At 57.2% G+C, this 25,044-nt stretch carries 27 protein-coding genes; 12 read left to right on the forward strand and 15 right to left on the reverse strand.

The annotated features are described in order from the left end of the window. Window positions 1-54 precede the first annotated feature (54 nt). Window positions 55-1,284: an MFS transporter gene (locus ACVWZ0_RS13310; RefSeq protein WP_253460737.1), complete on the forward strand. Its 1,230-nt coding sequence runs from the start codon at window positions 55-57 to the stop codon at window positions 1,282-1,284. Window positions 1,285-1,571: 287 nt separating this feature from the next. On the opposite strand, the gene lpxM is transcribed toward ACVWZ0_RS13310, so the two are convergent. The 3 genes from lpxM to znuA all read right to left on the reverse strand — a co-directional run bounded on the left by lpxM (window position 1,572) and on the right by znuA (window position 4,960). Continuing rightward, on the reverse strand, window positions 1,572-2,540 hold the full coding sequence (lpxM, locus tag ACVWZ0_RS13315; RefSeq protein WP_253460734.1) for a lauroyl-Kdo(2)-lipid IV(A) myristoyltransferase: 969 nt from the start codon (window positions 2,538-2,540) through the stop codon (window positions 1,572-1,574). A gap of 128 nt (window positions 2,541-2,668) precedes the next feature. After that, a complete protein-coding gene (mepM, locus tag ACVWZ0_RS13320) occupies window positions 2,669-4,000 on the reverse strand; it encodes a murein DD-endopeptidase MepM (RefSeq protein ID WP_253460731.1) in 1,332 nt (443 codons plus the stop codon). A 12-nt stretch (window positions 4,001-4,012) separates the two neighbouring features. Continuing rightward, on the reverse strand, window positions 4,013-4,960 hold the full coding sequence (znuA, locus tag ACVWZ0_RS13325; RefSeq protein WP_253460729.1) for a zinc ABC transporter substrate-binding protein ZnuA: 948 nt from the start codon (window positions 4,958-4,960) through the stop codon (window positions 4,013-4,015). Between the two features lie 77 nt (window positions 4,961-5,037). Between znuA and znuC the strand changes: the two genes are divergently transcribed. Beyond that, window positions 5,038-5,790 (forward strand): zinc ABC transporter ATP-binding protein ZnuC, encoded by a 753-nt coding sequence (gene znuC, locus ACVWZ0_RS13330; RefSeq protein WP_253460726.1) that lies wholly within the window; start codon window positions 5,038-5,040, stop codon window positions 5,788-5,790. Further along, window positions 5,787-6,572, forward strand: a complete 786-nt coding sequence (znuB, locus tag ACVWZ0_RS13335; RefSeq protein WP_253460724.1) for a zinc ABC transporter permease subunit ZnuB — start codon at window positions 5,787-5,789, stop codon at window positions 6,570-6,572. Before znuC ends, znuB begins: the two co-directional genes overlap by 4 nt. Window positions 6,573-6,626: 54 nt before the next feature. On the opposite strand, the gene ruvB is transcribed toward znuB, so the two are convergent. The 6 genes from ruvB to aspS form a co-directional block, all read right to left on the reverse strand. Continuing rightward, window positions 6,627-7,631, reverse strand: a complete 1,005-nt coding sequence (gene ruvB / locus ACVWZ0_RS13340) for a Holliday junction branch migration DNA helicase RuvB (protein WP_125287913.1) — start codon at window positions 7,629-7,631, stop codon at window positions 6,627-6,629. Window positions 7,632-7,639: 8 nt separating this feature from the next. Next, window positions 7,640-8,257 carry a Holliday junction branch migration protein RuvA gene (ruvA, locus tag ACVWZ0_RS13345; protein WP_125287914.1) on the reverse strand — a complete coding sequence of 206 codons (618 nt, stop codon included), beginning with the start codon at window positions 8,255-8,257 and terminating at the stop codon, window positions 7,640-7,642. Between the two features lie 73 nt (window positions 8,258-8,330). Continuing rightward, complete coding sequence (ruvC, locus tag ACVWZ0_RS13350; protein ID WP_253460721.1) at window positions 8,331-8,855, reverse strand: crossover junction endodeoxyribonuclease RuvC; 525 nt, start codon at window positions 8,853-8,855, stop codon at window positions 8,331-8,333. Between the two features lie 34 nt (window positions 8,856-8,889). Continuing rightward, a complete protein-coding gene (locus ACVWZ0_RS13355) occupies window positions 8,890-9,633 on the reverse strand; it encodes a YebC/PmpR family DNA-binding transcriptional regulator (protein WP_253460718.1) in 744 nt (247 codons plus the stop codon). A gap of 178 nt (window positions 9,634-9,811) precedes the next feature. Next, window positions 9,812-10,246: a dihydroneopterin triphosphate diphosphatase gene (gene nudB / locus ACVWZ0_RS13360; protein ID WP_253460715.1), complete on the reverse strand. Its 435-nt coding sequence runs from the start codon at window positions 10,244-10,246 to the stop codon at window positions 9,812-9,814. Between the two features lies 1 nt (window position 10,247). Continuing rightward, window positions 10,248-12,026: an aspartate--tRNA ligase gene (gene aspS, locus ACVWZ0_RS13365; RefSeq protein WP_253460712.1), complete on the reverse strand. Its 1,779-nt coding sequence runs from the start codon at window positions 12,024-12,026 to the stop codon at window positions 10,248-10,250. Window positions 12,027-12,293: 267 nt separating this feature from the next. Between aspS and ACVWZ0_RS13370 the strand changes: the two genes are divergently transcribed. From ACVWZ0_RS13370 to cmoB, 5 genes are all read left to right on the forward strand, one after another. Then, a complete protein-coding gene (locus tag ACVWZ0_RS13370; protein ID WP_253460709.1) occupies window positions 12,294-12,857 on the forward strand; it encodes a hydrolase in 564 nt (187 codons plus the stop codon). A gap of 57 nt (window positions 12,858-12,914) precedes the next feature. Then, complete coding sequence (locus tag ACVWZ0_RS13375; RefSeq protein ID WP_253460706.1) at window positions 12,915-13,739, forward strand: DUF72 domain-containing protein; 825 nt, start codon at window positions 12,915-12,917, stop codon at window positions 13,737-13,739. Between the two features lie 85 nt (window positions 13,740-13,824). Next, window positions 13,825-14,220, forward strand: coding sequence for an MAPEG family protein (locus ACVWZ0_RS13380; protein ID WP_253460703.1), 396 nt, complete (start codon window positions 13,825-13,827; stop codon window positions 14,218-14,220). A gap of 73 nt (window positions 14,221-14,293) precedes the next feature. After that, the gene (cmoA, locus tag ACVWZ0_RS13385; protein WP_125287922.1) at window positions 14,294-15,034 is read left to right on the forward strand and encodes a carboxy-S-adenosyl-L-methionine synthase CmoA; all 741 of its coding nucleotides are present in this window, start codon (window positions 14,294-14,296) and stop codon (window positions 15,032-15,034) included. Continuing rightward, window positions 15,031-15,999, forward strand: a complete 969-nt coding sequence (gene cmoB, locus ACVWZ0_RS13390) for a tRNA 5-methoxyuridine(34)/uridine 5-oxyacetic acid(34) synthase CmoB (protein ID WP_253461296.1) — start codon at window positions 15,031-15,033, stop codon at window positions 15,997-15,999. Before cmoA ends, cmoB begins: the two co-directional genes overlap by 4 nt. Before the next feature lie 260 nt (window positions 16,000-16,259). Here the strand turns inward: cmoB and ACVWZ0_RS13395 are convergent, their stop codons facing one another. Then, window positions 16,260-16,877, reverse strand: coding sequence for a LysE family translocator (locus ACVWZ0_RS13395; RefSeq protein ID WP_253460700.1), 618 nt, complete (start codon window positions 16,875-16,877; stop codon window positions 16,260-16,262). A gap of 153 nt (window positions 16,878-17,030) precedes the next feature. Between ACVWZ0_RS13395 and ACVWZ0_RS13400 the strand changes: the two genes are divergently transcribed. After that, entirely contained in the window at window positions 17,031-18,128 is a 1,098-nt protein-coding gene (locus tag ACVWZ0_RS13400) for a glycerol dehydrogenase (RefSeq protein ID WP_253460697.1), read from the forward strand. A gap of 20 nt (window positions 18,129-18,148) precedes the next feature. On the opposite strand, the gene ACVWZ0_RS13405 is transcribed toward ACVWZ0_RS13400, so the two are convergent. Both ACVWZ0_RS13405 and cutC read right to left on the reverse strand, forming a co-directional pair. Next, window positions 18,149-18,991 carry a hypothetical protein gene (locus tag ACVWZ0_RS13405; RefSeq protein ID WP_253460694.1) on the reverse strand — a complete coding sequence of 281 codons (843 nt, stop codon included), beginning with the start codon at window positions 18,989-18,991 and terminating at the stop codon, window positions 18,149-18,151. Between the two features lie 157 nt (window positions 18,992-19,148). Beyond that, window positions 19,149-19,910 (reverse strand): copper homeostasis protein CutC, encoded by a 762-nt coding sequence (cutC, locus tag ACVWZ0_RS13410; RefSeq protein ID WP_253460691.1) that lies wholly within the window; start codon window positions 19,908-19,910, stop codon window positions 19,149-19,151. Between the two features lie 100 nt (window positions 19,911-20,010). Between cutC and ACVWZ0_RS13415 the strand changes: the two genes are divergently transcribed. Continuing rightward, window positions 20,011-21,159, forward strand: a complete 1,149-nt coding sequence (locus ACVWZ0_RS13415; protein ID WP_253460688.1) for a MalY/PatB family protein — start codon at window positions 20,011-20,013, stop codon at window positions 21,157-21,159. Here the strand turns inward: ACVWZ0_RS13415 and ACVWZ0_RS13420 are convergent. Then, a complete protein-coding gene (locus ACVWZ0_RS13420) occupies window positions 21,148-21,714 on the reverse strand; it encodes a VOC family protein (RefSeq protein ID WP_253460685.1) in 567 nt (188 codons plus the stop codon). The genes ACVWZ0_RS13415 and ACVWZ0_RS13420 overlap by 12 nt on opposite strands. Window positions 21,715-22,020: 306 nt before the next feature. Between ACVWZ0_RS13420 and ACVWZ0_RS13425 the strand changes: the two genes are divergently transcribed. Both ACVWZ0_RS13425 and argS read left to right on the forward strand, forming a co-directional pair. Beyond that, complete coding sequence (locus ACVWZ0_RS13425) at window positions 22,021-22,149, forward strand: hypothetical protein (protein ID WP_301252226.1); 129 nt, start codon at window positions 22,021-22,023, stop codon at window positions 22,147-22,149. Window positions 22,150-22,345: 196 nt separating this feature from the next. Further along, complete coding sequence (argS, locus tag ACVWZ0_RS13430; RefSeq protein ID WP_253460682.1) at window positions 22,346-24,076, forward strand: arginine--tRNA ligase; 1,731 nt, start codon at window positions 22,346-22,348, stop codon at window positions 24,074-24,076. Between the two features lie 78 nt (window positions 24,077-24,154). Here the strand turns inward: argS and ACVWZ0_RS13435 are convergent, their stop codons facing one another. Next, window positions 24,155-24,676: a hypothetical protein gene (locus ACVWZ0_RS13435; protein ID WP_253460679.1), complete on the reverse strand. Its 522-nt coding sequence runs from the start codon at window positions 24,674-24,676 to the stop codon at window positions 24,155-24,157. Beyond that, window positions 24,673-25,032 carry a tlde1 domain-containing protein gene (locus tag ACVWZ0_RS13440; protein WP_253460676.1) on the reverse strand — a complete coding sequence of 120 codons (360 nt, stop codon included), beginning with the start codon at window positions 25,030-25,032 and terminating at the stop codon, window positions 24,673-24,675. Before ACVWZ0_RS13440 ends, ACVWZ0_RS13435 begins: the two co-directional genes overlap by 4 nt. Between the last annotated feature and the right edge of the window lie 12 nt (window positions 25,033-25,044).

Consider the following 25,044-nt stretch of genomic DNA (forward strand, 5'->3'; position numbering starts at 1 on the left):
CAACTCCCGTATGCTGTCGCGATTTAGATCCTGTTTACTCTGGAAGGAGCCTTAATGCCCGCTTTTGTTCCGGTGACGGCCATTACTCGTCGCCATTTGATTTTTCCCCTTTCGCTGGTGCTGTTTGAGTTCGCCAGCTATATCGCCCATGACATGATCCAGCCCGGAATGCTGCTGGTGACCAACGAGTTCGGCGTCGGCCCGGAATGGGTTTCCGCCTCGCTAACCGCCTATCTGGCCGGCGGCATCGTGCTGCAATGGCTGCTGGGGCCGCTTTCCGACAAGCTTGGCCGCAGGCCGGTGATGCTGGCAGGCGTGGCCTTTTTTACCCTGGCCTGCGTTGGGACGCATTGGGTCGGCTCCGTCGGGCAGTTTATCCTGATGCGCTTCCTGCAGGGCACCAGCCTCTGTTTTATTGGCGCGGTCGGCTATGCCGCCATCCAGGAAGCCTTTAACGAAGCCCTGAGCGTGAAAATGATGGCGCTGATGGCTAACGTAGCGCTACTGGCACCGTTGGCAGGCCCGCTGGCCGGTGCCGCCTTTCTCTCGGTGGGCGACTGGCGCACGATGTTCTGGCTGTTCGGTGCCGTCAGCGCGGTAGCGCTGGTCGGCCTGTGGCGAACGATGCCGGAAACCGCGGGCGACCGCAGCACCTCCGTTTCAGTTAAGTCGCTGGGCAAAGGCTATCTTAGCCTGGTGCGGGATCGCCAGGTGATGAGCGGTTCGCTGGCTATCGGCCTGGTCAGTATTCCCTGCCTGGGCTGGGTAGCGCTGTCGCCGGTGATCCTGATCCATGACGAGCATCTTTCCCGTATGACCTACGCGCTGCTCCAGCTGCCGGTGTTTGTGGCGATGATTATCGGCAATCTGACCCTGGGCCGTCTGTCCGGCCGCGTACCGATTGAGCAGCCGCTGAAGCTGGCCGCGTGGCCGATCCTGATTGGCCTGGCGGTAGCAACGCTTGCCAGCGCGCTGAACGCCCACAGCTACCTCTGGCTTACCGCAGGCCTGAGCCTGTACGGTTTTGGCACGGGGCTGGTTAACGCCGGCCTGTACCGCCTGACGCTGTTTTCCAGCTCGTCGGGCAAAGGCAGCGTCGCCGCGATGCTGGGCATGGTGAGTATTCTGGTCTTTACGTTAGGGATCGAAGCGGTGAAAAGCGCCTATTTCAGCGGCGGCAGCTTCTGGTTCAGCCTGGTCAATCTGGCCTGCGGACTGCTCTGGTTCTGGCTGGTGAAAGCCTTTCTGCGCGAGCGTAACCGACGGATAGCGCTGGCACAGTAAAAAAGCCCCGCCAGACGGCGGGGCTTTGGGGTTGCCGACAAACTGATTCTCTGCCATCAAATCGCTTTCAGGCCGGTGAAAAGCAGCAGAGGCAGATCGGAACACGGACACGCCGTGAATCCGTCCATGGAGGCTCGTTTCGCGCGTCCATGCGCGAAAACGGTCCGCTTATCCGCTCAGCCTCTGCCGCCGAGAAACAGCCGAATTGCTGTAAAAAAACGGCAGGATGCCTCGGCTATTTAGGTTTATCAGCAGTCTGAAAGCACCGCCAGACGGCCGGGCTTTTTTTATTTTTGAGGAAAAATATCTTTGCGGCGGTAAGGCTCAGTCTCACCCTCTTTGCGGGTCTTCAGCAGCTTCAAAATCCAGGCGTACTGCTCAGGATTAGGCCGCACCAGAAGCTCCACTTCCTCATTCATTCTGCGCGCCAGCGTTTTATCATCCGCTGCCAGCAGATCGTCCATTGGCGAGCGCAAATAGATATCCAGCCGATGCGTTTTGCTGTTGTAAACCGGGAACAGCGGCACCGCGCGGGCACGGCAGACCTTCATCAGCCTCCCTAACGCAGGCAGCGTGGCCTTGTAGGTGGCGAAGAAATCCACGAATTCGCTGTGCTCTGCGCCATGATCCTCATCCGGCAAGTAATAGCCACAGTATCCCTGGCGCACCGAGCTGATAAACGGCTTGATGCCGTTATCCCGGGAGTGCATACGGCCGCCAAAACGGCGGCGCACCGCGTTCCAGATATAGTCCATTACCGGGTTCCGCTGGTGATGGAACATGGCCGCCATTTTATGCCCTTCCGAAGCCAGCGCCATTGCCGGGATATCCACTGCCCAGCCGTGCGGTACCAGAAAGATGATGTTCTGATTTTGCGCGCCGATCTGCTCAATAATTTCTTTATTATGCCAGGTGATACGCTGCACTGCATGGGCCGGACGCAGAGCCAGCTCGGCCATCATCACTATAGACTGCGGCGCCGTGGCGAACATTTCATCAATGATTTTTTCGCGATCGGCTTCTGCTACCTCAGGCATACAGTAAAACAAATTGATTTGCGCACGACGTCGCGCGCTCTTCGCGTATTTTCCGGCGAAGCGCCCCAGCGCGCCCAGTAACGGATCCCGCATTTTTGCCGGGAGCCAGGCCATGCCGGCGCAAAGCCCAATCGCCAGCCAGCTTCCCCAATAGCGCGGCAGCAGAAAGGATTTCCGAAAGGTGGGAATAAATTCATTATTGCTTTTCTTGTTTTCCATGCACTCGCCTCAAATTCTGAGCGGCTAATGATAGTGCCGACGCACAATTTTGCAATGCCCGCCTCATTTTACCCATAAAGAAAAGCCGACGGCTAAAGCGTCGGCTTTTTTCGCGGGAAAGTTAATGCTTACTTAAAGCGCAGCTGTGGCGTGACTTCGCGAACCTGCGCCAGATAATCGCTGCGGTCTTTACCGGTCAGCCCTTCCATACGCGGCAGCTTCGCCGTGAGCGGATTGACGGCCTGGTTGTTGATCCAGACTTCAAAGTGCAGATGCGGCCCCGTTGAGCGGCCGGTATTGCCGCTCAGACCAACGCGCTCGCCGCGCTTCACTTTATCGCCTGGCTTCACCAGCAGCTTTTTCATATGCATATAGCGCGTCATATACTGACGGCCATGACGAATGGCAACATAGTTGCCCGCGCCGCCGCTGCGTTTTGCCACGATCACTTCACCGTCGCCTACCGCCAGCACCGGCGTGCCCAGCGGGATAGCGAAGTCCACGCCCTTATGCGGCGCGACACGACCGGTCACCGGATTCAGGCGATGCGGGTTGAAGTTGGATGACACGCGATACTGTCTGGCCGTCGGGAAGCGCATAAAGCCGTGCGCCAGTCCGGCGCCGCTGCGATCGTAGAATTTGCCGTCGGCAGCGCGAATCGCATAGTAGTCTTTGCCGCCGGTTTGCAGACGAACGCCGGCAAGGCGGCTCTGCTGGCTCTTGCCATCCATCATCTCGCGTGACATCAGCACGGAGAAACGGTCGCCGTTACGCAACTTACGGAAGTCCATCTGCCACTGCAACGCTTTGATCACGGCGCTGATTTCGCCGCTGCTCAGCCCGGCGTTTCGCGCGCTGGTCACGAAACTGCCCTCCACGGTGCCGGAGAGCACGTTGTTTTGCCACTCGCCCTGCTGAACCGCAGCGGAGGATTTAAAGGTGTTGCCGGAACGATCGTAGGTGCGGGTTTCGCGGCGCGACGCTTCCCATGTTAGCCGCTGCAGCTGGCCGTCGTCGGTTAACGTCCAGGAGAGCTGCTGACCAATTTGCAGGTTACGCAGATCCTTATCCACCTTGACCAGCTGGTTGATATCTCCCATATCGATGCCATACTGATTAAGAACGCTGCTTAACGTATCTCCCGATGACACCACGTAATCATGCGTGCCGGTTTCGCTGGGCACATCCTGGTCTATCTCATCTTTCGGCACGTCGTCATCAGGCGAAGGCATATCCTGATCGATTGGCTCGCTGGCTTCCGGCAACAGCGTACGCAGCTGCTCTTTATCCAGCTCTATGCTTTTGACGATCGGATTTTCACCGCTGACGGTGGGATGGTAAACGAAAGGCCGCCATACGGAGACGGCCAGCGTAACAACGGTGAGCGAACCCAGCATAACGCGGTGGGTTCGCGGCAATGTATTAAACGCCATAGCGACAGCGCGGGCAATTTGCTGCACGTATTAGTTCCTCTAAGCTCCTTTCAGGCAGCTCGCGTACTGGCTGGACAGCTGTGAGAGGAATTTCACATAGCTGTCTCTTCCCGGAGTGATGTCCGTTCCCAGCGGATCCAGCGTTCCTGTACGCACTTTGGTTCCTCTGGCAACAGCATCGATCACGGCCGGCCTGAATTGTGGCTCAGCAAAGACGCAGACGGCCTTTTGCTCAACCAACTCTGTTCGAATTTGATGTAAACGCTGAGCGCCGGGCTGGATTTCAGGGTTGACGGTAAAATGACCCGCAGGAGTCAGACCGAAATGTTTTTCAAAGTAGGTGTAAGCATCGTGAAAAACGAAATAACCCTTCCCTTTTACCGGCTCAAGCTGAGCGGCTATTTGCGTATCAGCCGTGGCCAATTCTGCCTCAAAATGCTGCAGGTTCGCGTCTAGTTTGTCTCTGCTCTGCGGCATAAGTTCCAATAATTTTGCATGGATTGCAACCGCAGATTGCCTTGCGATTTCCGGGGACATCCACAAGTGCATATTATATTCGCCGTGGTGGTGCGCATGGGCATGTTCATCCGCTGCTTCAGCGCCCTCCTCATGCTCGTGCGCATCGTCATCCGCCCCACGAACCAGCAGGGGTTTAACCGCCGTTAACTCAGCCAGTTCGAGGTTTTTTTGCGCGGGCAGCGCGGCGACCGCCTTCGGCAAGAAAGCCTCCATTTCCGGCCCGATCCAGACCACAAGATCCGCGCTCTGCAGGCGTTTAATGTCCGAAGGACGCAGCGCGTAGTCATGCTCTGAAGCCCCATCCGGCAGTAAAATTTCCACCGGCGTAACGCCATCGGCAATAGCGGCAGCGATAAAGCCCAACGGTTTAACAGAGGCCACTACCGCAGCCTGGGCGGTAGAGGTCAGCGAAGCGGCAAATCCCAGGGCAGAAAGCAGCGTTAACAAGGGCTTGGTTTTATGTAACATAATGATTCAGTCCATCGTGACAGGTCGAAGAATTGTGATATTATAACATTCGATAACTTCTGCAACCCGTAATCACTATGACCTCACTGATTAGCCTTGAAAAAATTTCCGTCAGCTTTGGTCAGCGCGCCGTGCTTTCTAACGTTTCGCTGACGCTGGAGCCGGGCAAAATATTAACGCTGCTCGGGCCTAACGGTGCCGGTAAGTCTACGCTGGTGCGCGTGGTACTGGGACTAATTTCGCCAACGCGAGGCAGCGTGGTGCGCCACGAACAGCTGCGTATTGGCTACGTGCCGCAAAAAATTCATCTGGACGCTACGCTGCCGCTGACCGTCGAGCGCTTTATGCTGCTGCGCGGCGGCGTCAAGCGCGGCGATATCCTGCCCGCGCTGAAAAGGGTGCAGGCCGCACAGCTGGTGGACGCGCCGCTGCAAAAGCTCTCCGGCGGGGAAATGCAGCGCGTGCTGCTGGCCCGCGCCCTGCTCAACCAGCCGCAGCTGCTGGTGCTGGACGAGCCGACGCAGGGCGTTGACGTGAACGGCCAGGTGGCGCTTTACGATCTGATCGATCAGCTACGGCGCGAGCTGAACTGTGGCGTGCTGATGGTTTCCCATGATTTGCATCTGGTTATGGCAAAGACCGACGAGGTGCTGTGCCTGAATCAGCATATCTGCTGTTCCGGTACGCCGGAGGCGGTCTCTCAGCATCCGGAATTTATCTCTATGTTTGGCCCGCGCGGCGCCGAGCAGCTGGCTATCTATCGCCATCAGCATAACCATCGTCACGACCTTCAGGGACGTATCGTTTTACGCAGAGGACAAACCAAGTGATTGAACTGTTGCTGCCCGGCTGGCTGGCGGGTTTCTTTCTGGCGCTGGCGGCTGGCCCGCTCGGCTCGTTTGTGGTCTGGCGCCGCATGTCCTATTTTGGCGATACGCTGGCGCACGCTTCACTGCTTGGCGTGGCTTTTGGACTGTTGCTGAACGTCAGCCCGTTTTATGCGGTGATCGCCGTTACGCTACTGCTGGCGCTGCTGCTGGTCTGGCTGGAGCGTCGGCCGCATCTGGCTATCGATACGCTGCTGGGCATTATGGCGCACAGCGCGCTGTCGCTGGGCCTGGTGGTGGTCAGCCTGATGTCCGGCGTGCGGGTGGATCTGATGGCCTATCTGTTCGGCGATCTGCTGTCCGTGACGCCGACCGATCTTTATACCATCGCCGCTGGCGTGGTCGTGGTGCTGGCGGTGCTGGCGGCTAACTGGCGCTCGCTGCTTTCCATGACCATCAGCCCGGAGCTGGCCCAGGTAGACGGCGTCAATATCCAGCGGACTAAGATGGTGTTGATGCTGGTAACGGCGCTGACCATCGGCGTGGCGATGAAGTTCGTCGGCGCGTTGATTATCACCTCGCTGCTGATCATTCCTGCCGCAACGGCACGACGGTTTGCGCGCTCGCCGGAGCAGATGGCTGGGGTCGCGGTGCTGGTGGGGATTCTGGCGGTGACTGCCGGCCTGACCTTCTCCGCCTTTTACGATACGCCGGCCGGGCCGTCGGTGGTGCTGGGCGCGTCGCTGATGTTTATGCTCAGCATGGTAAAAAAACCGGCGGTCTGAAATGTCCGTCAGGAAAATAAAAAACCGGTCGTCGCTGACCGGTTTTTTTATGGCTTACTCTTCCCGCGTGATGCCGAAGTGCTTATAGGCATGCTGCGTCGCCATCCGGCCGCGCGGCGTGCGCTGAATAAAGCCCTGCTGGATCAGATAAGGCTCCAGCACGTCCTCAATGGTTTCGCGCTCTTCGCCGATCGCCGCCGCCAGGTTGTCCAGCCCGACCGGGCCGCCGGTAAACTTATCGATGATCGCCAGCAGCAGCTTGCGGTCCATATAATCGAAGCCTTCCGTGTCCACGTTCAGCATATCCAGCGCTCTGGCGGCCACGTCGCCGCTCAGGCTGCCCTGCGCTTTGACCTCGGAGAAATCCCTGACGCGGCGCAGCAGACGGTTGGCGATACGCGGCGTGCCGCGCGAGCGGCGGGCGATTTCCAGCGCGCCCTCTTCGCTCAGCGGCAGGCCCAGACAGCTGGCGCTGCGGCCGACGATATGCTGAAGGTCTTTCACCTGATAAAACTCCAGACGCTGCACGATACCGAAACGGTCACGCAGCGGCGACGTTAGCGAGCCGGCCCGCGTCGTCGCGCCAATCAGGGTAAACGGCGGCAGATCCAGTTTGATGGAGCGCGCGGCCGGACCTTCACCGATCATAATATCCAGCTGATAGTCTTCCATCGCCGGATAAAGCACCTCTTCCACCACCGGCGAAAGACGATGGATCTCATCGATAAAGAGCACGTCGTGCGGTTCAAGGTTGGTCAGCATGGCGGCCAGGTCGCCCGCTTTCTCCAGCACCGGCCCGGAGGTGGTGCGCAGGTTGACGCCCAGCTCGTTGGCGACGATCCCGGCCAGCGTGGTTTTTCCCAGCCCCGGCGGGCCGAATACCAGCAGATGATCCAGCGCGTCGCCGCGCATTTTGGCGGCCTGGATAAAAATCTCCATCTGCTCGCGCACTACCGGCTGGCCGACATACTCTTCCAGCAGCTTCGGCCGGATGGCGCGATCAATGACTTCTTCTTCGCTGAAGGTTCCCGGCGATACCAGGCGATCGGCTTCAATCATGCTTTACCTCAAATAGCTGCGCGCAGGGCTTCACGGATCAGCGTTTCACAATCTGCATCCGGGCGGCCGACTTTGCCGATCATCCGGCTGGCTTCCTGAGGTTTATACCCCAGCGACACCAGTGCGGCAACGGCTTCCTCTTCCGCGCTGTTGCCTGCGGCAGGCGCCTGCACTTCGCTGGTCAGCGCGAAAGGCGCATCGGCGGCAAACAGGTCGCCATGCATCCCTTTAAAGCGGTCTTTCATTTCGACCACCAGACGCTCGGCGGTCTTTTTGCCCACGCCCGGCAGCTTCACCAGCGAGGCGATCTCTTCGCGCTCTACGGCCGTAACAAACTGCTGCGCCGACATGCCGGACAGGATCGCCAGCGCCAGCTTTGGCCCAACGCCGTTAACCTTGATCAGCTCGCGAAACAGCGCTCTCTCCTGACGGCTGTTGAAACCGAACAGCAGCTGCGCGTCCTCGCGCACCACAAAGTGGGTGAACAGCGTTGCTTCGTGATCCAGCTCGGGAAGCTCATAAAAACAGGTCATCGGCATATGCACTTCATAACCCACGCCGCCGACTTCCAACAGCACCAGCGGCGGCTGTTTTTCCAGAATCTTGCCTCTCAGACGACCTATCACCGTAAGCTTCCTTCAGAAATGTGTTAATGCGGGGATTTATATCATAAAAAAAGCTGGATAGATATCCAGCTTATCAGGAACGCAGGCGACCGCGCGCCAGGTTGAGTTTGCCTTCGCCCAGCCGGTTAATATTCTGGCTGAGATGGCAGTGGGTGATGGCGATAGCCAGCGCATCTGCCGCGTCCGCCTGCGGGCTGGCGGAGAGCTTCAGCAGCGTTTTCACCATATGCTGCACCTGGCTTTTCTCTGCGCTGCCGATGCCGACCACGGTTTGCTTGACCTGACGCGCCGCGTATTCGAACACCGGCAGATCGTGATTGACCGCCGCCACGATGGCCGCGCCGCGAGCCTGGCCCAGCTTCAGCGCCGAATCGGCGTTTTTCGCCATAAAGACCTGCTCAATGGCGAAGTATTCCGGCTGAAACTGGGTAATGATCTCGCTGACGCCCGCATAAATCAGCTTCAGGCGGGACGGCAGATCGGTCGAATTGGTGCGGATGCAGCCGCTGCCCAGGTAGGTCAACTGGCGACCTACCTGACGGATAATACCGTAGCCGGTTATCCGCGAGCCGGGATCGATACCTAAAATGATCGCCATTACGCCTCTCCCGGCCGTTGCGTGAAGTGCGCCATTACAGCGTTGCCGCGACCTCGTCGGAGATCTCGCCGTTATGGTAAACTTCCTGCACGTCGTCGCAATCTTCCAGCATATCGATCAGGCGTAGCAGCTTCGGCGCCGTTTCCGCATCCATATCCGCTTTGGTGGAAGGGATCATGGTGACTTCGGCGCTGTCGGCAGTCAGGCCCGCTGCGGCCAGCGCGTCTTTCACTTCGCCCAGCGATTCCCACGCGGTAAAGACATCCATCGCGCCGTCGTCATAGGTCACCACGTCGTCCGCACCCGCTTCCAGCGCGGCATCCATCAGGGTGTCTTCTTCCAGACCCGGAGCGAAAGAGATCACGCCTTTGCGGGTAAACAGATAGGCCACGGAGCCGTCGGTGCCCAGGTTGCCACCGGTTTTGGTGAAGGCGTGACGCACTTCGGAAACGGTACGGTTGCGGTTGTCGCTCAGGCATTCCACCATCACCGCCGTGCCGCCAGGACCATAGCCTTCATAGATGATGGTTTCCATGTTGCTGTCGTCTTCGCCGCCCACGCCGCGCGCGATAGCACGGTTCATGGTATCGCGCGTCATGTTGTTGGACAGCGCCTTATCCATTGCCGCGCGCAGGCGCGGGTTAGAACCCGGATCGCCACCGCCCAGCTTAGCTGCCGTAACCAGCTCGCGGATAATTTTGGTGAAAATTTTACCGCGTTTGGCATCCTGAGCCGCTTTACGGTGCTTGGTGTTAGCCCATTTACTGTGACCAGCCATTAACTCTTTCTCCAGATATAGATCGGACAGGCTATCCTGCGCGTGATGTTGTCCGCTGGCAGTGTCCGCAGTCCTCACGGACGCATGCCGGCAGCGAACAAACTCACCGCGCCGATAAAAGCCTGAACATTTAACTAATTCCATCCCTTTACCCGGCCATTAGCCAGAAGCCAGGGAGCTAAACTACAAATTCTTCAATGGCCTGGCGGTTGCTCCAGGACTTGCACAGCGCCGCACCTTCTGCGGCCGCCATCCAGCGCCAGGCCAGATGCTCGCTTAGCGTGACCGGCTGTTCGGCAGGCAGCGCCAGATAAAACCAGTGTTCGCTGTTATGCGTGACCTCCGGCGCGTAGCGGTGGCGAAAATGCGCAAAGATTTCGAATTCTATCCGACGCCGGCAGTCCACTAATGTGAGCTGCCCGGCGTTGATATCAATCCCTGTTTCTTCCAGCACTTCCCGCCGCGCGGTTTCCGCCAGGCTTTCGCCCTCTTCCTGACTGCCGGTAACGGATTGCCAGAAATCCGGATCGTCGCGCCGTTGCAGCATCAGCACCCGCCCGGTATCGCGGGCGAAGATCACCACCAGAACCGATACGGGCCGCTTGAAAGCCATCTTAGTTGCTCTCAGGCTTATCCTTTTTTATCACCTGGATCCCCAGCTCCGTCAGCGAAGCCGGATTGGCGAAGCTTGGCGCTTCGGTCATCAGGCAGGCCGCCGCCGTGGTTTTCGGGAAGGCGATAACGTCGCGGATGTTGTCGGTGCCGGTTAACAGCATAACCAGGCGATCCAGACCAAAGGCTAAACCAGCGTGCGGCGGCGTACCGAACTTCAGCGCATCCAGCAGGAAGCCGAACTTCTCACGCTGCTCCTGCTCGGTGATGCCCAGAATGCCGAATACCGTCTGCTGCATGTCGCCACGGTGAATACGCACCGAGCCGCCGCCCACTTCGTAGCCGTTGATCACCATGTCATAGGCGTTGGCGATCGCCGTTTCCGGCGCGTTTTTCAGATCGATTGGTGTCATGTCGCGCGGCGCGGTGAACGGATGGTGCATCGCAGTCAGCCCGCCTTCGCCGTCGTCTTCAAACATTGGGAAGTCAACGACCCACAGCGGCGCCCAGGCGTTGCCGTTGGTAATATCCAGGTCGCGACCCAGCTTCAGGCGCAGCGCGCCCAGCGCGTCGGCCACGATTTTCTCGCTGTCCGCGCCAAAGAAGATCGCGTCGCCGTCAGCGGCCTCGGTACGGCTCAGGATCGCTTCCACGATGTCCGCGTTCAGGAACTTGGCGACCGGGCTGCTGACGCCTTCCAGACCTTTGGCGCGTTCGTTGACTTTCATCCACGCCAGGCCTTTCGCGCCGTAGATTTCGACAAACTTGCCGTATTCATCAATCTGCTTGCGGCTGAGCTGAGCACCGCCCGGCACGCGCAGCGCGGCGACGCGGCCTTTGGCATCGTTGGCCGGGCCGGAGAAGACCTTGAACTCTACATCTTTCAGCAGATCGGCCACGTCCACCAGCTCCATCGGGTTACGCAGATCCGGCTTGTCGGAACCGTAACGGCGCATTGCTTCGGCGAAGGTCATCATCGGGAAATCGCCCAGTTCGACGCCTTTCACGTCCTGCCACAGCTCGCGCACCATTTTCTCCATGATTTCCCGCACCTGTGGCGCGGTCATAAAGGAGGTTTCGACGTCGATCTGGGTAAATTCAGGCTGGCGGTCGGCGCGCAGATCTTCATCGCGGAAGCATTTGACAATCTGATAGTAGCGGTCGAAGCCGGACATCATCAGCAGCTGCTTGAACAGCTGAGGCGACTGCGGCAGCGCATAGAATTTGCCTTTGTGCACGCGGCTCGGCACCAGATAGTCGCGCGCGCCTTCCGGCGTGGCTTTGGTCAGCATCGGCGTTTCGATATCCAGAAAGCCGTTGTCGTCCATAAAGCGGCGCACGAAGCTGGTGATTTTCGCGCGGGCCTTCAGGCGCTGCGCCATATCCGGACGACGCAGATCCAGATAGCGATATTTCAGGCGCGCTTCTTCGCTGTTGGTCTGATTGGGATCCAGCGGCAGCGGCTCGGCGCGGTTGATAATGGTCAGATCGGTGGCGAACACTTCTACTTCGCCCGTCGCCATCTCGCTGTTTTTGTTTTTTTCGTCACGCGCACGCACGGTGCCGGTCAGCTGGATACAGAACTCGTTACGCAGTTCAGAGGCCAGCTGAAAGGCTTCCTGGCGATCGGGATCGAAAAAGACCTGCACGATGCCTTCACGGTCGCGCATATCGATGAAGATCAGGCTGCCCAGATCGCGGCGGCGGTTAACCCATCCGCAAAGTGTCACCTGTTGGCCTACGTGAGACAGGTTGATCTGTCCGCAATACTCGGTACGCATAACGCTATCCTTTTAACTTCGCCGCTCGCGGGCAGCATCTTTAGTTATCTGTTCGGGGCGATGCCGCCGCGAAAAAGGCGGCTATTATAATGGAAAAAGCCCGGCGCGATAAGAGTCGCTTCCTGCAAGCTATGCCGAAAGTCGCTACAATTAGCCTGCGCCTCACAAAAGCTAACAAATTTCCCGCGTCTCTGACATTGTTGTTATCGCGCATTAAGGCTGACTGCCTGTATTCTCAACGGTTTTCCCCAAACACCCGGAGCAAGTATGTTGGAATTAAACGCTGCAACCACCGCGCTGGTGCTGATCGATTTGCAGGAAGGCATTCTGCCTTTCGCTGGCGGCCCTTATAAGGCAGAAGACGTGGTGGCCCGTTCGGCAAAGCTGGCCGATAAATTCCGCGCCGTCAATGCGCCCGTCGTGCTGGTGCGCGTGGGCTGGGCGAAAGATTTCGGCGACGCGCCGAAGCAGGTAGTTGATAACAGCCACGGCGGCCCGCTGCCGGAAAACTGGTGGGACTGGCCGACAGCCCTGGGCAAACAGGACAGCGATATTGAAGTGGTCAAACATCAGTGGGGCGCGTTTTACGGCACCGATCTGGAGCTGCAGCTGCGTCGTCGCGGTATTGATACTATTGTGCTGGGCGGCATCTCGACCAATATCGGCGTGGAATCTACCGCCCGTAACGCCTGGGAGCTGGGCTTTAACCTGATCGTCGCGGAAGATATCTGTAGCGCGGGCAGCAGCGAAGAGCACAACGGCAGCTTTAAGCATATTTTCCCCCGTCTGGGTCGTGTACGCACCTCAGACGAGATTATGGCCGCGCTGTAATTTTCCCCGCGATCGCAGGGAAGCGATCGTTATCGTCGGCATGATAAGAGAGGAGCGATGAAACCTTTTTATCTGGGTCTGCCGCAGTGGCAGCATCCGCAATGGAAAAAGTTGGGCATGGAAACCCTTGCCGACTACGCGCGTTATTTTAACTGTGTGGAAGGCAATACAACGCTCTACGCGCTGCCGCGCCCTGAGATCGTCCAGCGCTGGTACGATATGACCCATGACGATTTCCGCTTCTGCTTTAAGTTTCCTGCCACCATCAGCCACAAGGCCGCGCTGCGCGACAGCGGCGATCTGACCGCCGAATTTTTCAGCCTGCTGACGCCGCTCGCCTCCCGCATCGGTCAGTACTGGCTGCAATTGCCCTCCGCGTTTTCGCCGGCGGATCTCCCGGCGCTTTGGGCCTTTCTTGACGGCCTGCCGAAAAGCTTCAGCTACGGCGTGGAAGTGCGTCATCCGGAATTTTTTGCCAAGGGCGAGGCTGAAAAAGCCCTGAACGCGGGGCTGCATCAGCGCGGCGTGAATCGGGTGATCCTGGATACGCGCGGCGTCCATTCCGCCATACCCAGCAATCCGGCCATTATTGACGCGCAGCGCAAAAAACCGCACCTGCCGGTGCATGCGGTGATGACAGCCGACCAGCCAATGATCCGTTTTATCGGCGGCGACGAGGTAAGCGCTAACCTGAAATGGTTTACAGCCTGGCAAAACAAGCTGCCGCAGTGGTGCGAACAGGGCCAGCCGTGGCTGTTTATTCATACGCCTGACGTGGCCTTTGCGCCGGCGATGGTGCAGAGCCTGTGGGGGGCGTTGCGCCAGGCGGTGCCCGATATCGGCGAGCCGCCGGACTGGCCGCAGCAGGACAGTCTGTTCTGATCCCGGGCGACGCTGCACATATGCTGACAGCTGCTCTTTTCACCGCTATGATGGCGCCAGAAATTTTCGACCGGGTGGAGTAAGGATGGTCAGCGCGCTGTATGTAGTGCTGGGAGCACTGTTTATTATCAAGTTTTCTTTTGACGTAGTGCGGCTGCGTCGCCAGTATCACGTGGCGCACGGCGACGGCGGCTTTTATGAATTGCAGACCGCCATTCGTATTCACGGCAACGCCGTAGAGTATATTCCGCTCGCCCTGCTGCTGCTGGTGATTATGGAAATGAACGGCGCGGAAATGTGGATGCTGCACCTGACCGGCCTCTTCTTTTTCCTGGGCCGCGCGCTGCACAGCTACGGTATGCGCACCAGCACGCTGCTGTGGCGGAAAAACGGTATGATCCTGACGCTGGCATCGCTGCTGGGCATGATCGTGCTTAACCTTGTTTTTCTGCCCTGGGATTTGGTTTTCACACTGGGCTGAGGCGGAAAAGGTGCAGCCCGCGCCGCTTTCTGCCAGAATACGCCCTTTCCGTTTTTGTTCCGGACTTACCACTATGTCTAACCGCGATACGCTGTTCTCCGCGCCGATTGCCAAACTGGGCGACTGGACGTTTGACGAGCGCGTGGCCGAAGTTTTTCCCGATATGATCCAGCGCTCCGTGCCTGGCTATTCCAATATTATTTCGATGATCGGGATGCTGGCCGAGCGTTTTGTACAGCCGCACAGCCAGGTTTACGATCTGGGCTGCTCGCTGGGCGCCGCCACCCTTTCGGTGCGCCGCAATATCAAAGCCGAAGGCTGCAAAATTATCTCCGTTGATAACTCGCCCGCGATGGTGGAGCGCTGCCGTCGCCATATTGACGCTTTCCGCGCCGACACGCCGGTCGAGGTGATTGAGGCCGATATTCGCGCCGTTCCGATTGAAAACGCCTCGCTGGTGGTGCTGAACTTTACGCTGCAGTTTTTAGAGCCTGCCGAGCGGCAGAGCCTGCTGAATACCATCTGGCAAGGCCTGCGTCCCGGCGGCGCACTGGTGCTTTCCGAAAAATTCAGCTTCGCCGACGCCAGCGTGGGCGAACTGCTGTTCAATATGCATCATGACTTCAAGCGGGCTAACGGCTACAGCGAACTGGAGATCAGCCAGAAGCGCAGTATGCTGGAAAACGTGATGCTGACCGACAGCGTGGAAACGCACAAAGAGCGCCTGCGCCTGGCCGGTTTTGAGCACGCCGAACTCTGGTTCCAGTGCTTTAATTTTGGCTCGTTAATTGCGCTTAAGGCTGGGACGGACTGATGGATTTCGGTAATTTTTATCAGCTGATCGCCAAAAGCCCGCTGTCGCACTGGCTGGAAACGCTGCCTGCACAGATTGCCGCCTGGCAGCGCGAACAGCTGCACGGGCATTTTAAAAACTGGGATCGCTCGGTTGAGCATCTGCCGACCATCGTGCCGGAAACGTTGGATCTGCTGCACGGTGTCACCGCCGACAGCAGCCAGCTCAGTGAGCGGCAGCGCGGCGGTATCGAAAGCCTGCTGCGTAATCTGATGCCGTGGCGCAAAGGCCCCTACTCGCTGTATGGCGTGCATATTAATACCGAATGGCGCTCCGACTGGAAATGGGACCGCGTGCTGCCGCATATTTCCCCGCTGGCGGGCCGAACCGTGCTGGACGTCGGCTGCGGCAGCGGCTATCACATGTGGCGCATGGTTGGTGCGGGCGCAAATCTGGTGGTGGGCATCGATCCGATGCAGCTGTTTATCTGCCAGTTCGAGGCCGTGCGCAAGCTGCTGGGCAACGATCAGCGCGCGCACGTGCTGCCGCTCGGCATCGAGCAGCTGCCGGAGCTGAAAGCGTTTGATACGGTTTTTTCGATGGGCGTGCTCTATCATCGCCGCTCGCCGCTGGATCACCTTTATCAGCTGAAGAACCAGCTGGTCAGCGGCGGCGAGCTGGTGCTGGAAACCCTGGTGGTCGAAGGCGACGAGCACGCGGTGCTGGTGCCAGGCGAACGCTATGCGCAGATGCGCAACGTCTATTTTATTCCCTCTACCGGCGCGCTGAAAAACTGGCTGGAGAAATGCGGCTTTGTTGATGTGAAGATCGCGGACTATTCCGTGACGTCGACGGAAGAGCAGCGCCGCACCGACTGGATGACCAGCGAATCGCTGGCGGAGTTTCTGGATCCCAACGACAGCAGCAAAACCGTCGAAGGCTATCCGGCGCCGCTGCGTGCCGTACTGGTGGCGCGCAAGCCTTAGCACGACCGGCGTCGCCGTGGGCGTAAAGCCTTAGCTTTACTCGTGGCTCATAACTGCCAGCTTTAGCTACCCGTGCGGCTGACGCGGTGCGCAAGCTTCGGGCATAAGCGGCCTGACTGATAGCCAGCCTTAGTTCGTCCGGCGCGGGTGGCTGCTGGTTTTAGCCTCGCTGTAGTAAATAAAGCCGGACGACCATTTTCGCGCAGGGACGCGCGAAAAGTGCGTTCATTATCCGTGCTTTCCCCCTTCCCCGGCAGGTCTTAACGCTTCGCCAGCGCCAGCTTTGCGGCAAAGCCGATAAAGACGCAGCCGGTCAGGCGATCCATGATTTTTATCACCGCCGGCTTACGCAGCTTTTCCGCAAAGTAATGCGTGCAGGCGATCAGCATCCCGTTCCACAACGTGCCGACGACCACGTGGGTAAAGGCCATGCCGATACTCCAGAGCGCCACCGAGCCACCAGCAGGAATAAATTGCGGCAAAAACGAGACGTAGAAGATGCCGACCTTAGGGTTAAGCAAATTGCCTAAAAAACCACGCATAAATACGCGGCGATAGCCGTCCTGCTTAGCCTGCGGCAGAGCGTCCTGGAAGGCGCTGCGCGGTTTTAACAGTAGCCCCACGCCGAGCCATAGCAGATACGCCGCGCCCGCCAGCCTTAAAATGTTATAGGCCACTTCCGATGCCAGAAGCAGTGCGCCAAGCCCCACGCCCACCGCAGTGCCCCACGTCATACAGCCGGCATTGACGCCCATGCTGGTCGCCAGCGCTTTTTTCCAGCCGCTGGCGGCGGACGTACGCAGGATCAATGCCGTATCGAAACCCGGCGTCATGGTCAGCAGCGTAATGGCGAACAGAAAGGTTAATAACGAGGTCATACTGATTTCCCTGGAAAGGAAAAAAAGTTTAGCGATTACGCGGCTGATTGCCTACTACCAATTTTCGTTATGTCACATTTCCATCCCCCCTTTTTGCGTTAAAAGGTCTACGGTTGAACCTGTACGACTTTTATTTCACCAAAAGGAGTTCCCATGAGTAAGTTCGTATTCTCTTCACCGCGCAAGTACGTTCAGGGCGCTGGCGTCATGGCTCAGCTGGGCGACTACGTAGCGGAACTGGGCAATAAAGCTTTTGTGGTGGCGGATGAAATCGTCTGGAAACTGACGGGCAAGACGGTGCAGGATGCTTTGCAGCAGCGCAACGTCGAGTTTCATTATCAGCAGTTCAACGGCGAGGCTTCCGGCAATGAGATCGCTCGCCTTACGGCGCTGGCGAAAGAGGCCGATGCGCAGCTGGTGATCGGCGTAGGCGGCGGCAAAACGTTGGATACGGTTAAAGCAGTGGCCGACGAGCTGAAGCGGCCGGTGGTGATTGTACCGACTATCGCCTCGACGGATGCGCCGTGCAGCGCGCTTTCCGTGATCTACTCCGACAGCGGCGTATTCGAAAGCTACCGCTTCTATAACAAAAACCCGGATCTGGTGCTGGTGGATACGCAGGTCTGCGCCCAGGCGCCGGTCAGGCTGTTCGCTTCCGGCATCGCTGATGGTCTGGCGACTTTTGTCGAAGCGCAGGCGGTCAAACGTTCGCACAGCAAATCGATGGTGGATGGCGATCCGACGATTGCAGGTATGGCGATTGCCGAAGCCTGCGAAAAAACGCTGCTGACCTGGGGATACAGCGCTTATCAGGCGGTAGAGAAAAAAGTGGTTACGCCAGCCGTAGAGGCGGTAGTGGAAGCCAATACGCTGCTTTCCGGCCTGGGCTTTGAAAACGCAGGTTTAGCGGGCGCGCACGCTATCCATAACGGCTTTACCGCTATCGACGGCGACATCCACCATCTGACGCACGGTGAAAAGGTCGCCTACGGCACGCTGACGCAAATGGTGCTGGAGCAGCGGCCCGATGAAGAGATTGCACGCTATGTCCGCTTTTATCGCGCGATAAAAATGCCGACCACGCTAAAAGAGATGCATCTGGAAAACGAAAGCTGGGAGAACCTGCTGAAAGTGGGCGAACTGGCTAACAGCGAAGGCGATACGCTGAAGAACCTTAACCCTAACCTTAGCGCGCAGGATATCGTCAGCGCTATCCTGGCAGTAGACGCTTTCAGCCAGACCGTGAAATAACAGCGTTTGGCGCGGGCCGCTTATTTGTCCGCGCCTTCCGCTTTATCCCAGTATTCAAAGCGGTAAGCCGCGCTGATATTGCGCAGCACTTCACCGTGCGCAAAGACTTCTCTCTCATGCGAGTAGCTTAGCGTGCAGTTGCCCCGCTCGTCCCACAGCTGGCATTCATCCTGCGTGGTCAGCTCGCTATCGGGGTTATGCGTTTGCATCAGTAGCCCCTTTTCCCGCTTTTTATCGTCATAGCTCCACTGCATTTCGCTGTTGCCCGAGCGGCTGGCGATCAGCAGATTTTCCGCATTCCAGCTATAGTGAAACTCGCCGTTGGCCTGCGCGTCCGATCCTCTCGCCACGCTTTTTATCAGCCGCTGACGGCTGTCGTAGCTGTTAGTGGTTTCCGTAAAGCCCTTTTTTCCCTGCAACAGAAACGCCTCGGACGAGCTGGTAATGGTGCCCGTTTTACCGGTCAGATAGTTGACGGTTCCCTGTTTATTGCTGACTTCCACCAGCTTGCCCTTTTGCAGCACGAAGATCGACAGAACGTAGTCGGCCTGCCAGCCGGTGGCGACGCGAGTAATGCTTTGCACCATTCTGAGCGCGACGTTACCTTCGTTCTTGTCAAAGCTGATATCCGCCCGCAGCAGCGCGCCACAGCGATCGAACTCACCGAGAATGCGTTTTTGCTGGTCGACATCCTTACCAAACTCGCCCATTACAACCTGTTTTATCGGCCCTTTCGCGGTACCGCCCAGCAGCAGCAGGCTGTTGCTGTCGTTAACCCGTGCGGCGTTGGCGGGACAGGTATCTGCGCCCTGTGCCGCGCCCGCCAATAGCATGAGCGGCAGCAGAAAAACGTTGGCGGTCATTATGACTTTCATCAGTGAACTCGCAGCAGCCAGAGATGTGTTCAGTGTAAGAGGAATTTCGGTTCTGCGGCAGAAAAAAAGCCTCACCAAAATGATGAGGCCTGGTACTTGCAAACATCACGTCGTTAACCTGGCGTGCTGTGCGGCAAAATCGGGGTCAGGCTACGCTTGCCGACGAGCCAAACGAGAGCGAGAGCGAGGCTTTCATGGCTTCCACCATATCGCCGTCAACGCAGGCGCGGCTGAACTCGTCCGTTTCCGCGACGGAAGTCATGGAAACACCGGCTTTACGGTAGCGCATTGCAGAGGCGATTCGCTGGCTGGCGGAGCTGTGTAGCTCACGCAATCCGGCTTCCACAAACTTATGCAGGTTGCTCATGCGGACGCCAGCGCCGGCCATAATGATTGGACCCTGGGTAAGCTGATTAAGTTCCCTTAATAAAGGTAAACCGCTTTCGGCGCTTTGTTGCTGGCCGGAAGTCAGGATGCGCGCCACGCCCAGGTCGGTAAGCTGCCGCAGCGCCGTCAGCGGGTTGTGACAGAGATCGAAAGCGCGGTGAAAGGTCACCTCCATGCCTGCGCAAAGCGCCATGACCTGCTTCATCCTGGCGATATCAATATGCCCGTCCACATCCAGTATGCCGACCACCACGCCCGGAAAACCAAGCTCGCGGATCCAGGCGACATCGTCTTTAATCTGACGAAACTCGTTGTCACTGAAGCAGAAATCACCGCCGCGCGGACGCACCAGGGGATGAACGGGTATGGACACGGTTTCGCGAGCCTGCAACAGGCTGCCAGCCGAAGGCGTTAATCCGCCTTCCGAAGGCGCAGCGCAAAGCTCCACCCGATCGGCGCCAGCGGTTTGCGCGGCCAGCGCGCAATCAATCCCATAGCAGCATACTTCCAGTTTTAACATTTCATTCTCCTGTTAATGACTGCCGGCTGGTTGTGTAAATCTGTTTCGCTGTTTAGTCTGCTTTCGAACATTAAAAATAATAGTAACGGGAATCACCAACATGACATGCACTTTCGACCAGCGTATCGATCGCCGTCACAGCGATAGTCTGAAATGGCAGAAATATGGCGGTCAGGATATTTTGCCGCTCTGGGTAGCAGATACCGATTTCCGCTCGCCGCAATGTGTGATTAACGCGCTTCAGCAGCGCGTGGCCCATGGTATTTTCGGCTATGGCACCACGCCGGATGAGCTGATTGCCGTCACCACGGCGCGAATGCTGGCGCGCTATCAGTGGAAAATCGATCCGGAATGGCTGGTTTTACTGCCGGGCGTGGTCAGCGGGCTGAATTTAGCGGTACGCGCTTTTACCGAGCCGCATCAAGGCACCGTCGCGCCCACGCCGATTTATCCGCCGTTCCGCTCTGCGGCGAAGCTGGCCGACCGCGCGCAGCTTAACGTGCCGTTAAAACTGCATGAGGGACGCTGGCTGGCGGATTTTGACGAGCTATCAACCGCCATGACCGGCAACGAAAAACTGTTAATGCTGTGCAATCCGCAAAATCCCGGCGGCACGGTTTATCGTCGCGAGGAGCTGGAGGCACAGCTGCGCTTTGCGCAACGTCACGATCTGATCGTCTGCTCTGATGAAATTCACTGCGACCTGCTGCTGGAAGACGGCGTGCAGCATATTCCTTTTGGCAGTCTTAACGAAGACGCGCAGCGACGCTCCGTGACGCTGATTTCGCCCTCAAAGACGTTCAATATTGCCGGGCTGGGCGCTTCGCTGGCCATTATTCCCGATAAAGCGTTGCGCGCGCGTTTCAACAAAGCACGCCTGGGTATTGTGCCGCAACCGGATATCCTGGCGCTGGTCGCCGCGACGGCCGCCTGGCGAGACGGGCAGCCGTGGCTGGACGAGCAGCTGGCCTATCTTAAAACCTCAAGGGACTGGCTGACCGAGCGTGTCAACGCTATTGAGGGGCTTTCGCTGGCCCGCCCGGAGGCGACCTATCTGGCGTGGATTGACGCCAGCCAGCTTAATGTTGCCAGCCCGGCGCTGTTTTTTGAACGGCACGGGCTGGGCTTTTCCGCCGGGCGCGATTTTGGCGACGATAGCTTTGTACGCTTTAACTTTGGCTGCCCGCGCGATCTGATTGTGGAAGCGGTGCGACGGATGGAAAAAGCCGTGCGGACGTTACGACGCTAGCTCGCTCTCTACAATCTCTTTCAGGCTCCAGGGATGGAACTTGATCGTCACCTGGCCGTCGCTGACCGCGAGCGTCGGATTAGGCAGCCTTTCGCCCTCTCCTTTCGGCGCGCTATTTTTAATGGCTATCCCTGGTTTAGAGAGGCTCTCATCCGACAACAGCGCCAGCGCACGCACGCTCAGCTGCGCTTCATCGCCCGGCAGCACGATCTCAACGTGCTCCCAGCCTTCATGCCGATAGACTTTTTCACCGGGCCAGGGCAGCTCCACCATGCTGATTTGCCATGGCCCGACCCGTAATGGTTCATGCAGCTCAAACAGCGCGACCGGCCGTCCGCCTATCATCTTTTCTGAAAACAGCACGCCGTGCTGCAAAAAACCTTTTTTCCAGCGTTCCGCCGTCGCGACCTGATGGCAGCGTACGGCGATGTGATCGGCATGATGCGCAGCCAGATCCAGCCCGAGCCGCGTCGCCAGATGGTTAATTTTGTATAGAAACTCTCCAGAATCCTTAACTAAATCGTTTAATTCTTCCGCTACTTTACCTGAAAACATGCCTTCCTCGTTAAATTACTTTAAAAATATTAATCATTTTTATGCCATCACACCCCGTTTTCGGGCCAGCTTTCCTGATGAAGAAAAACGTAACAGCCCAGGATAGCTCGATAATTGCGGATTATTATCCTTTTCTTTAGTTAAATTTGGTTTAGTCCCAGCATATTATTTAGAAAATTTGGCTTAACTTAATGTTTTAATTTAGTTAAATTTATACAATGCGACTATTCTTAAATCCCGTTCGTCGACTCCAGGGTATTCTTATTTCTTATAGATTCGTTTCGCTTCTCACACAAGGAATAGCAAATGCTGATGTTAATACTTATTGCAGCGCTTATCGTTATGACGGGCTTTGCTCTGGTGAGGCACTGGAAGCTTCGTAACGAAAAGACGACTATCGCCAGCCCGCATCGCCCTCACCGTCGTCGCACCTGACCAGACAACCAGGAAGCAGCGCCCGCTGTTTCCTGTGCCTTCTCCTGTTTACACGCCTGGATAACTACAGCCTAAATGCAGTATACTTTTTCCCTTCTTTTTTAGCGGTAGCGAACAGCCACTCTGCTGTCCGACTCCGTTTAGTATGACGGCCTGGCCTCAGCGCGCAGGCGTTTTTGCATATAAAGGTAATCCGGTGAATATTCAGGCTCTTCTCTCAGATAAAGTCAGTCAGGCGATGATCGCGGCAGGGGCTCCGGCCGACTGCGAGCCGCAGGTGCGTCAGTCCGCTAAGGCACAGTTCGGCGATTACCAGGCAAACGGTATTATGGCCGTTGCGAAAAAACTGGGCAAGGCGCCGCGCCAGCTTGCTGAAGAGGTGCTGACCCATCTCGATCTACAGGGGATCGCCAGCAAGGTTGAAATCGCCGGACCGGGTTTTATCAATCTGTTTCTTGACGCCGACTGGCTTGCCGCCCAGGTAGACCGCGTTGTCGACGCGCCGCGCCTGGGCGTGTCGCCGGTCGAACCGCAGACTATCGTTATCGACTACTCTGCGCCTAACGTCGCCAAAGAGATGCACGTTGGTCACGTTCGCTCCACCATCATTGGTGATGCGGCGGTGCGCACGCTCTCCTTCCTGGGCCACAACGTGATCCGCGCCAACCATGTGGGCGACTGGGGCACGCAGTTCGGGATGCTGATCGCTTACCTGGAAAAACAGCAGAACGAAGCCCATGAAGAGATCGCTTTATCCGATCTGGAAGCCTTCTACCGCGAAGCCAAGCGTACCTATGACGAAGATCCGGCTTTTGCCGAACGCGCGCGCGGCTACGTGGTAAAACTTCAGGGCGGCGATGAATACTGCCGTAAAATGTGGAAGCGTCTGGTGGACATCACCATGTCGCAGAACCAGAAAGTCTACGACCGCATGAACGTGACGCTGAGCCGCAAAGACGTCATGGGCGAAAGCCTGTACAACGATATGCTGCCGGGCATCGTTGCCGATCTGAAAGCCAAAGGCCTGGCGGTAGAAAGCGAAGGCGCTACCGTGGTTTTCCTGGACGAGTACAAAAATAAAGATGGCGAGCCGATGGGCGTTATCATCCAGAAAAAGGATGGCGGCTATCTTTATACCACCACCGATATCGCCTGCGCGAAATACCGTTATGAAACGCTTCATGCCGATCGCGTGCTCTACTATATCGATTCACGTCAGCACCAGCATCTACAGCAGGCGTGGACCATCGTGCGTAAAGCCGGTTATGTGCCGACGTCCGTGCCTTTAGAACACCATGCGTTTGGCATGATGCTGGGCAAGGACGGCAAGCCATTTAAAACCCGCGCGGGCGGCACCATCAAGCTTTCCGATCTGCTGGACGAAGCGGTCGAGCGCGCCACGAAGCTGGTTAGCGAGAAAAACCCGGATATGCCAGCCGACGAACTGGCGAAGCTTGCCAACACGGTGGGTATCGGCGCGGTCAAATATGCGGATCTTTCTAAAAGCCGCACCACGGATTATGTGTTTGACTGGGACAACATGCTGGCCTTTGAAGGCAACACCGCGCCGTATATGCAGTATGCCTATACGCGTGTGCTTTCCGTGTTCCGCAAGGCGGGCATTGAAGAATCCGCCGTCACGGGCAAAACCGTGATTGCTGAAGATCGCGAAGCGGCACTGGCCGTACGCCTGCTGCAATTTGAAGAAACCATCACCCAGGTCGCGCGCGACGGCACGCCGCACGTGATGTGTGCTTACCTCTACGATCTGGCCGGTCTGTTCTCTGGTTTCTACGAGCACTGCCCGATCCTGTCTGCCGAAGACGAAGCGACGAAGCAGAGCCGCCTGAAGCTGGCGCTGCTGACCGCGAAAACCCTGAAGCAGGGTCTGGATACGCTGGGTATCGAAACCGTCGAAAGAATGTAACAGGCGATCCGCAAAGGGACGAGCTTTCGTCCCTTTTTATCGCTAAAGATTTAGTCTGTTTTATTCTGCCTGGAAAATTTACCCGGAAGCCCGTACCGGATTAAAGCTTTTATTTCCCCATTTCATCTCGCCTCGCTCATCCTCCTGCTGAATTTCCGCCATAGCTGCCTGCATAATATTCAGGCACTCTGCGGCTGGTTTACCTGCTTTTTTAAGCGCTTCCGTTGCCAGAGCGTAATATTTCAGCACAGAAGATTTCGTGTAAGACAGGATGGCAGGTACAGAGCAAATGCTGCCGGAATCAAATCGCTGAACAAGCGTATCAGCGGATGTCCCTATTTCTTCCGTTGCCTGAAGCGTTGCCAACGGCTTATTGATCAATGCAAAACTTATTGCCTCAACGAGCTCAATAGCCTGTGGGTCGGTAATTGAATGACTTATCGCTTTTATTTTTCCAGGTAATACCGCAATCGTCTGGCTATTCCCTTTTGCAATATTGCTAATAAATTGCCCCCAGTTTTCTTCGACCATCACTGAGCTACAGGCTGCGGAAGTGGAAAACAGACATAACGTCATCAACAAGAAAGATAGATTTCTCATCTTATTACCTCCAGCTCTCTGTCATGGGAAGACCAGATACGATCCCGGGTCGCAGACCTCAGGATAATACATCCCTGGGAAGCAAAGCCTGCTGGTTTGCCTATACGTTCGCCATGAATACGAAACTCCGTGCGCCCAAAGGTTTCACCAGTGATTTGCCTGAGCACGATCGTCATTGGCCCTTTTGTGTGGGTACGCTGCGTGATACGCCATTTACCACGCGGGATCGGCCCCATTCCTCTTACCTGCTGTCGGTCGGGATTATTCTTATTGGTCAGCATACCTGAATAACCACGGTCGATATACTCGCTATCGTGATAAAGATTTCCCGTAGATTGCTGATAAATCCATGCCATGTGCATTATCCT

The sequence above is a fragment of the Erwinia sp. TECH1 genome, from assembly GCF_054057575.1.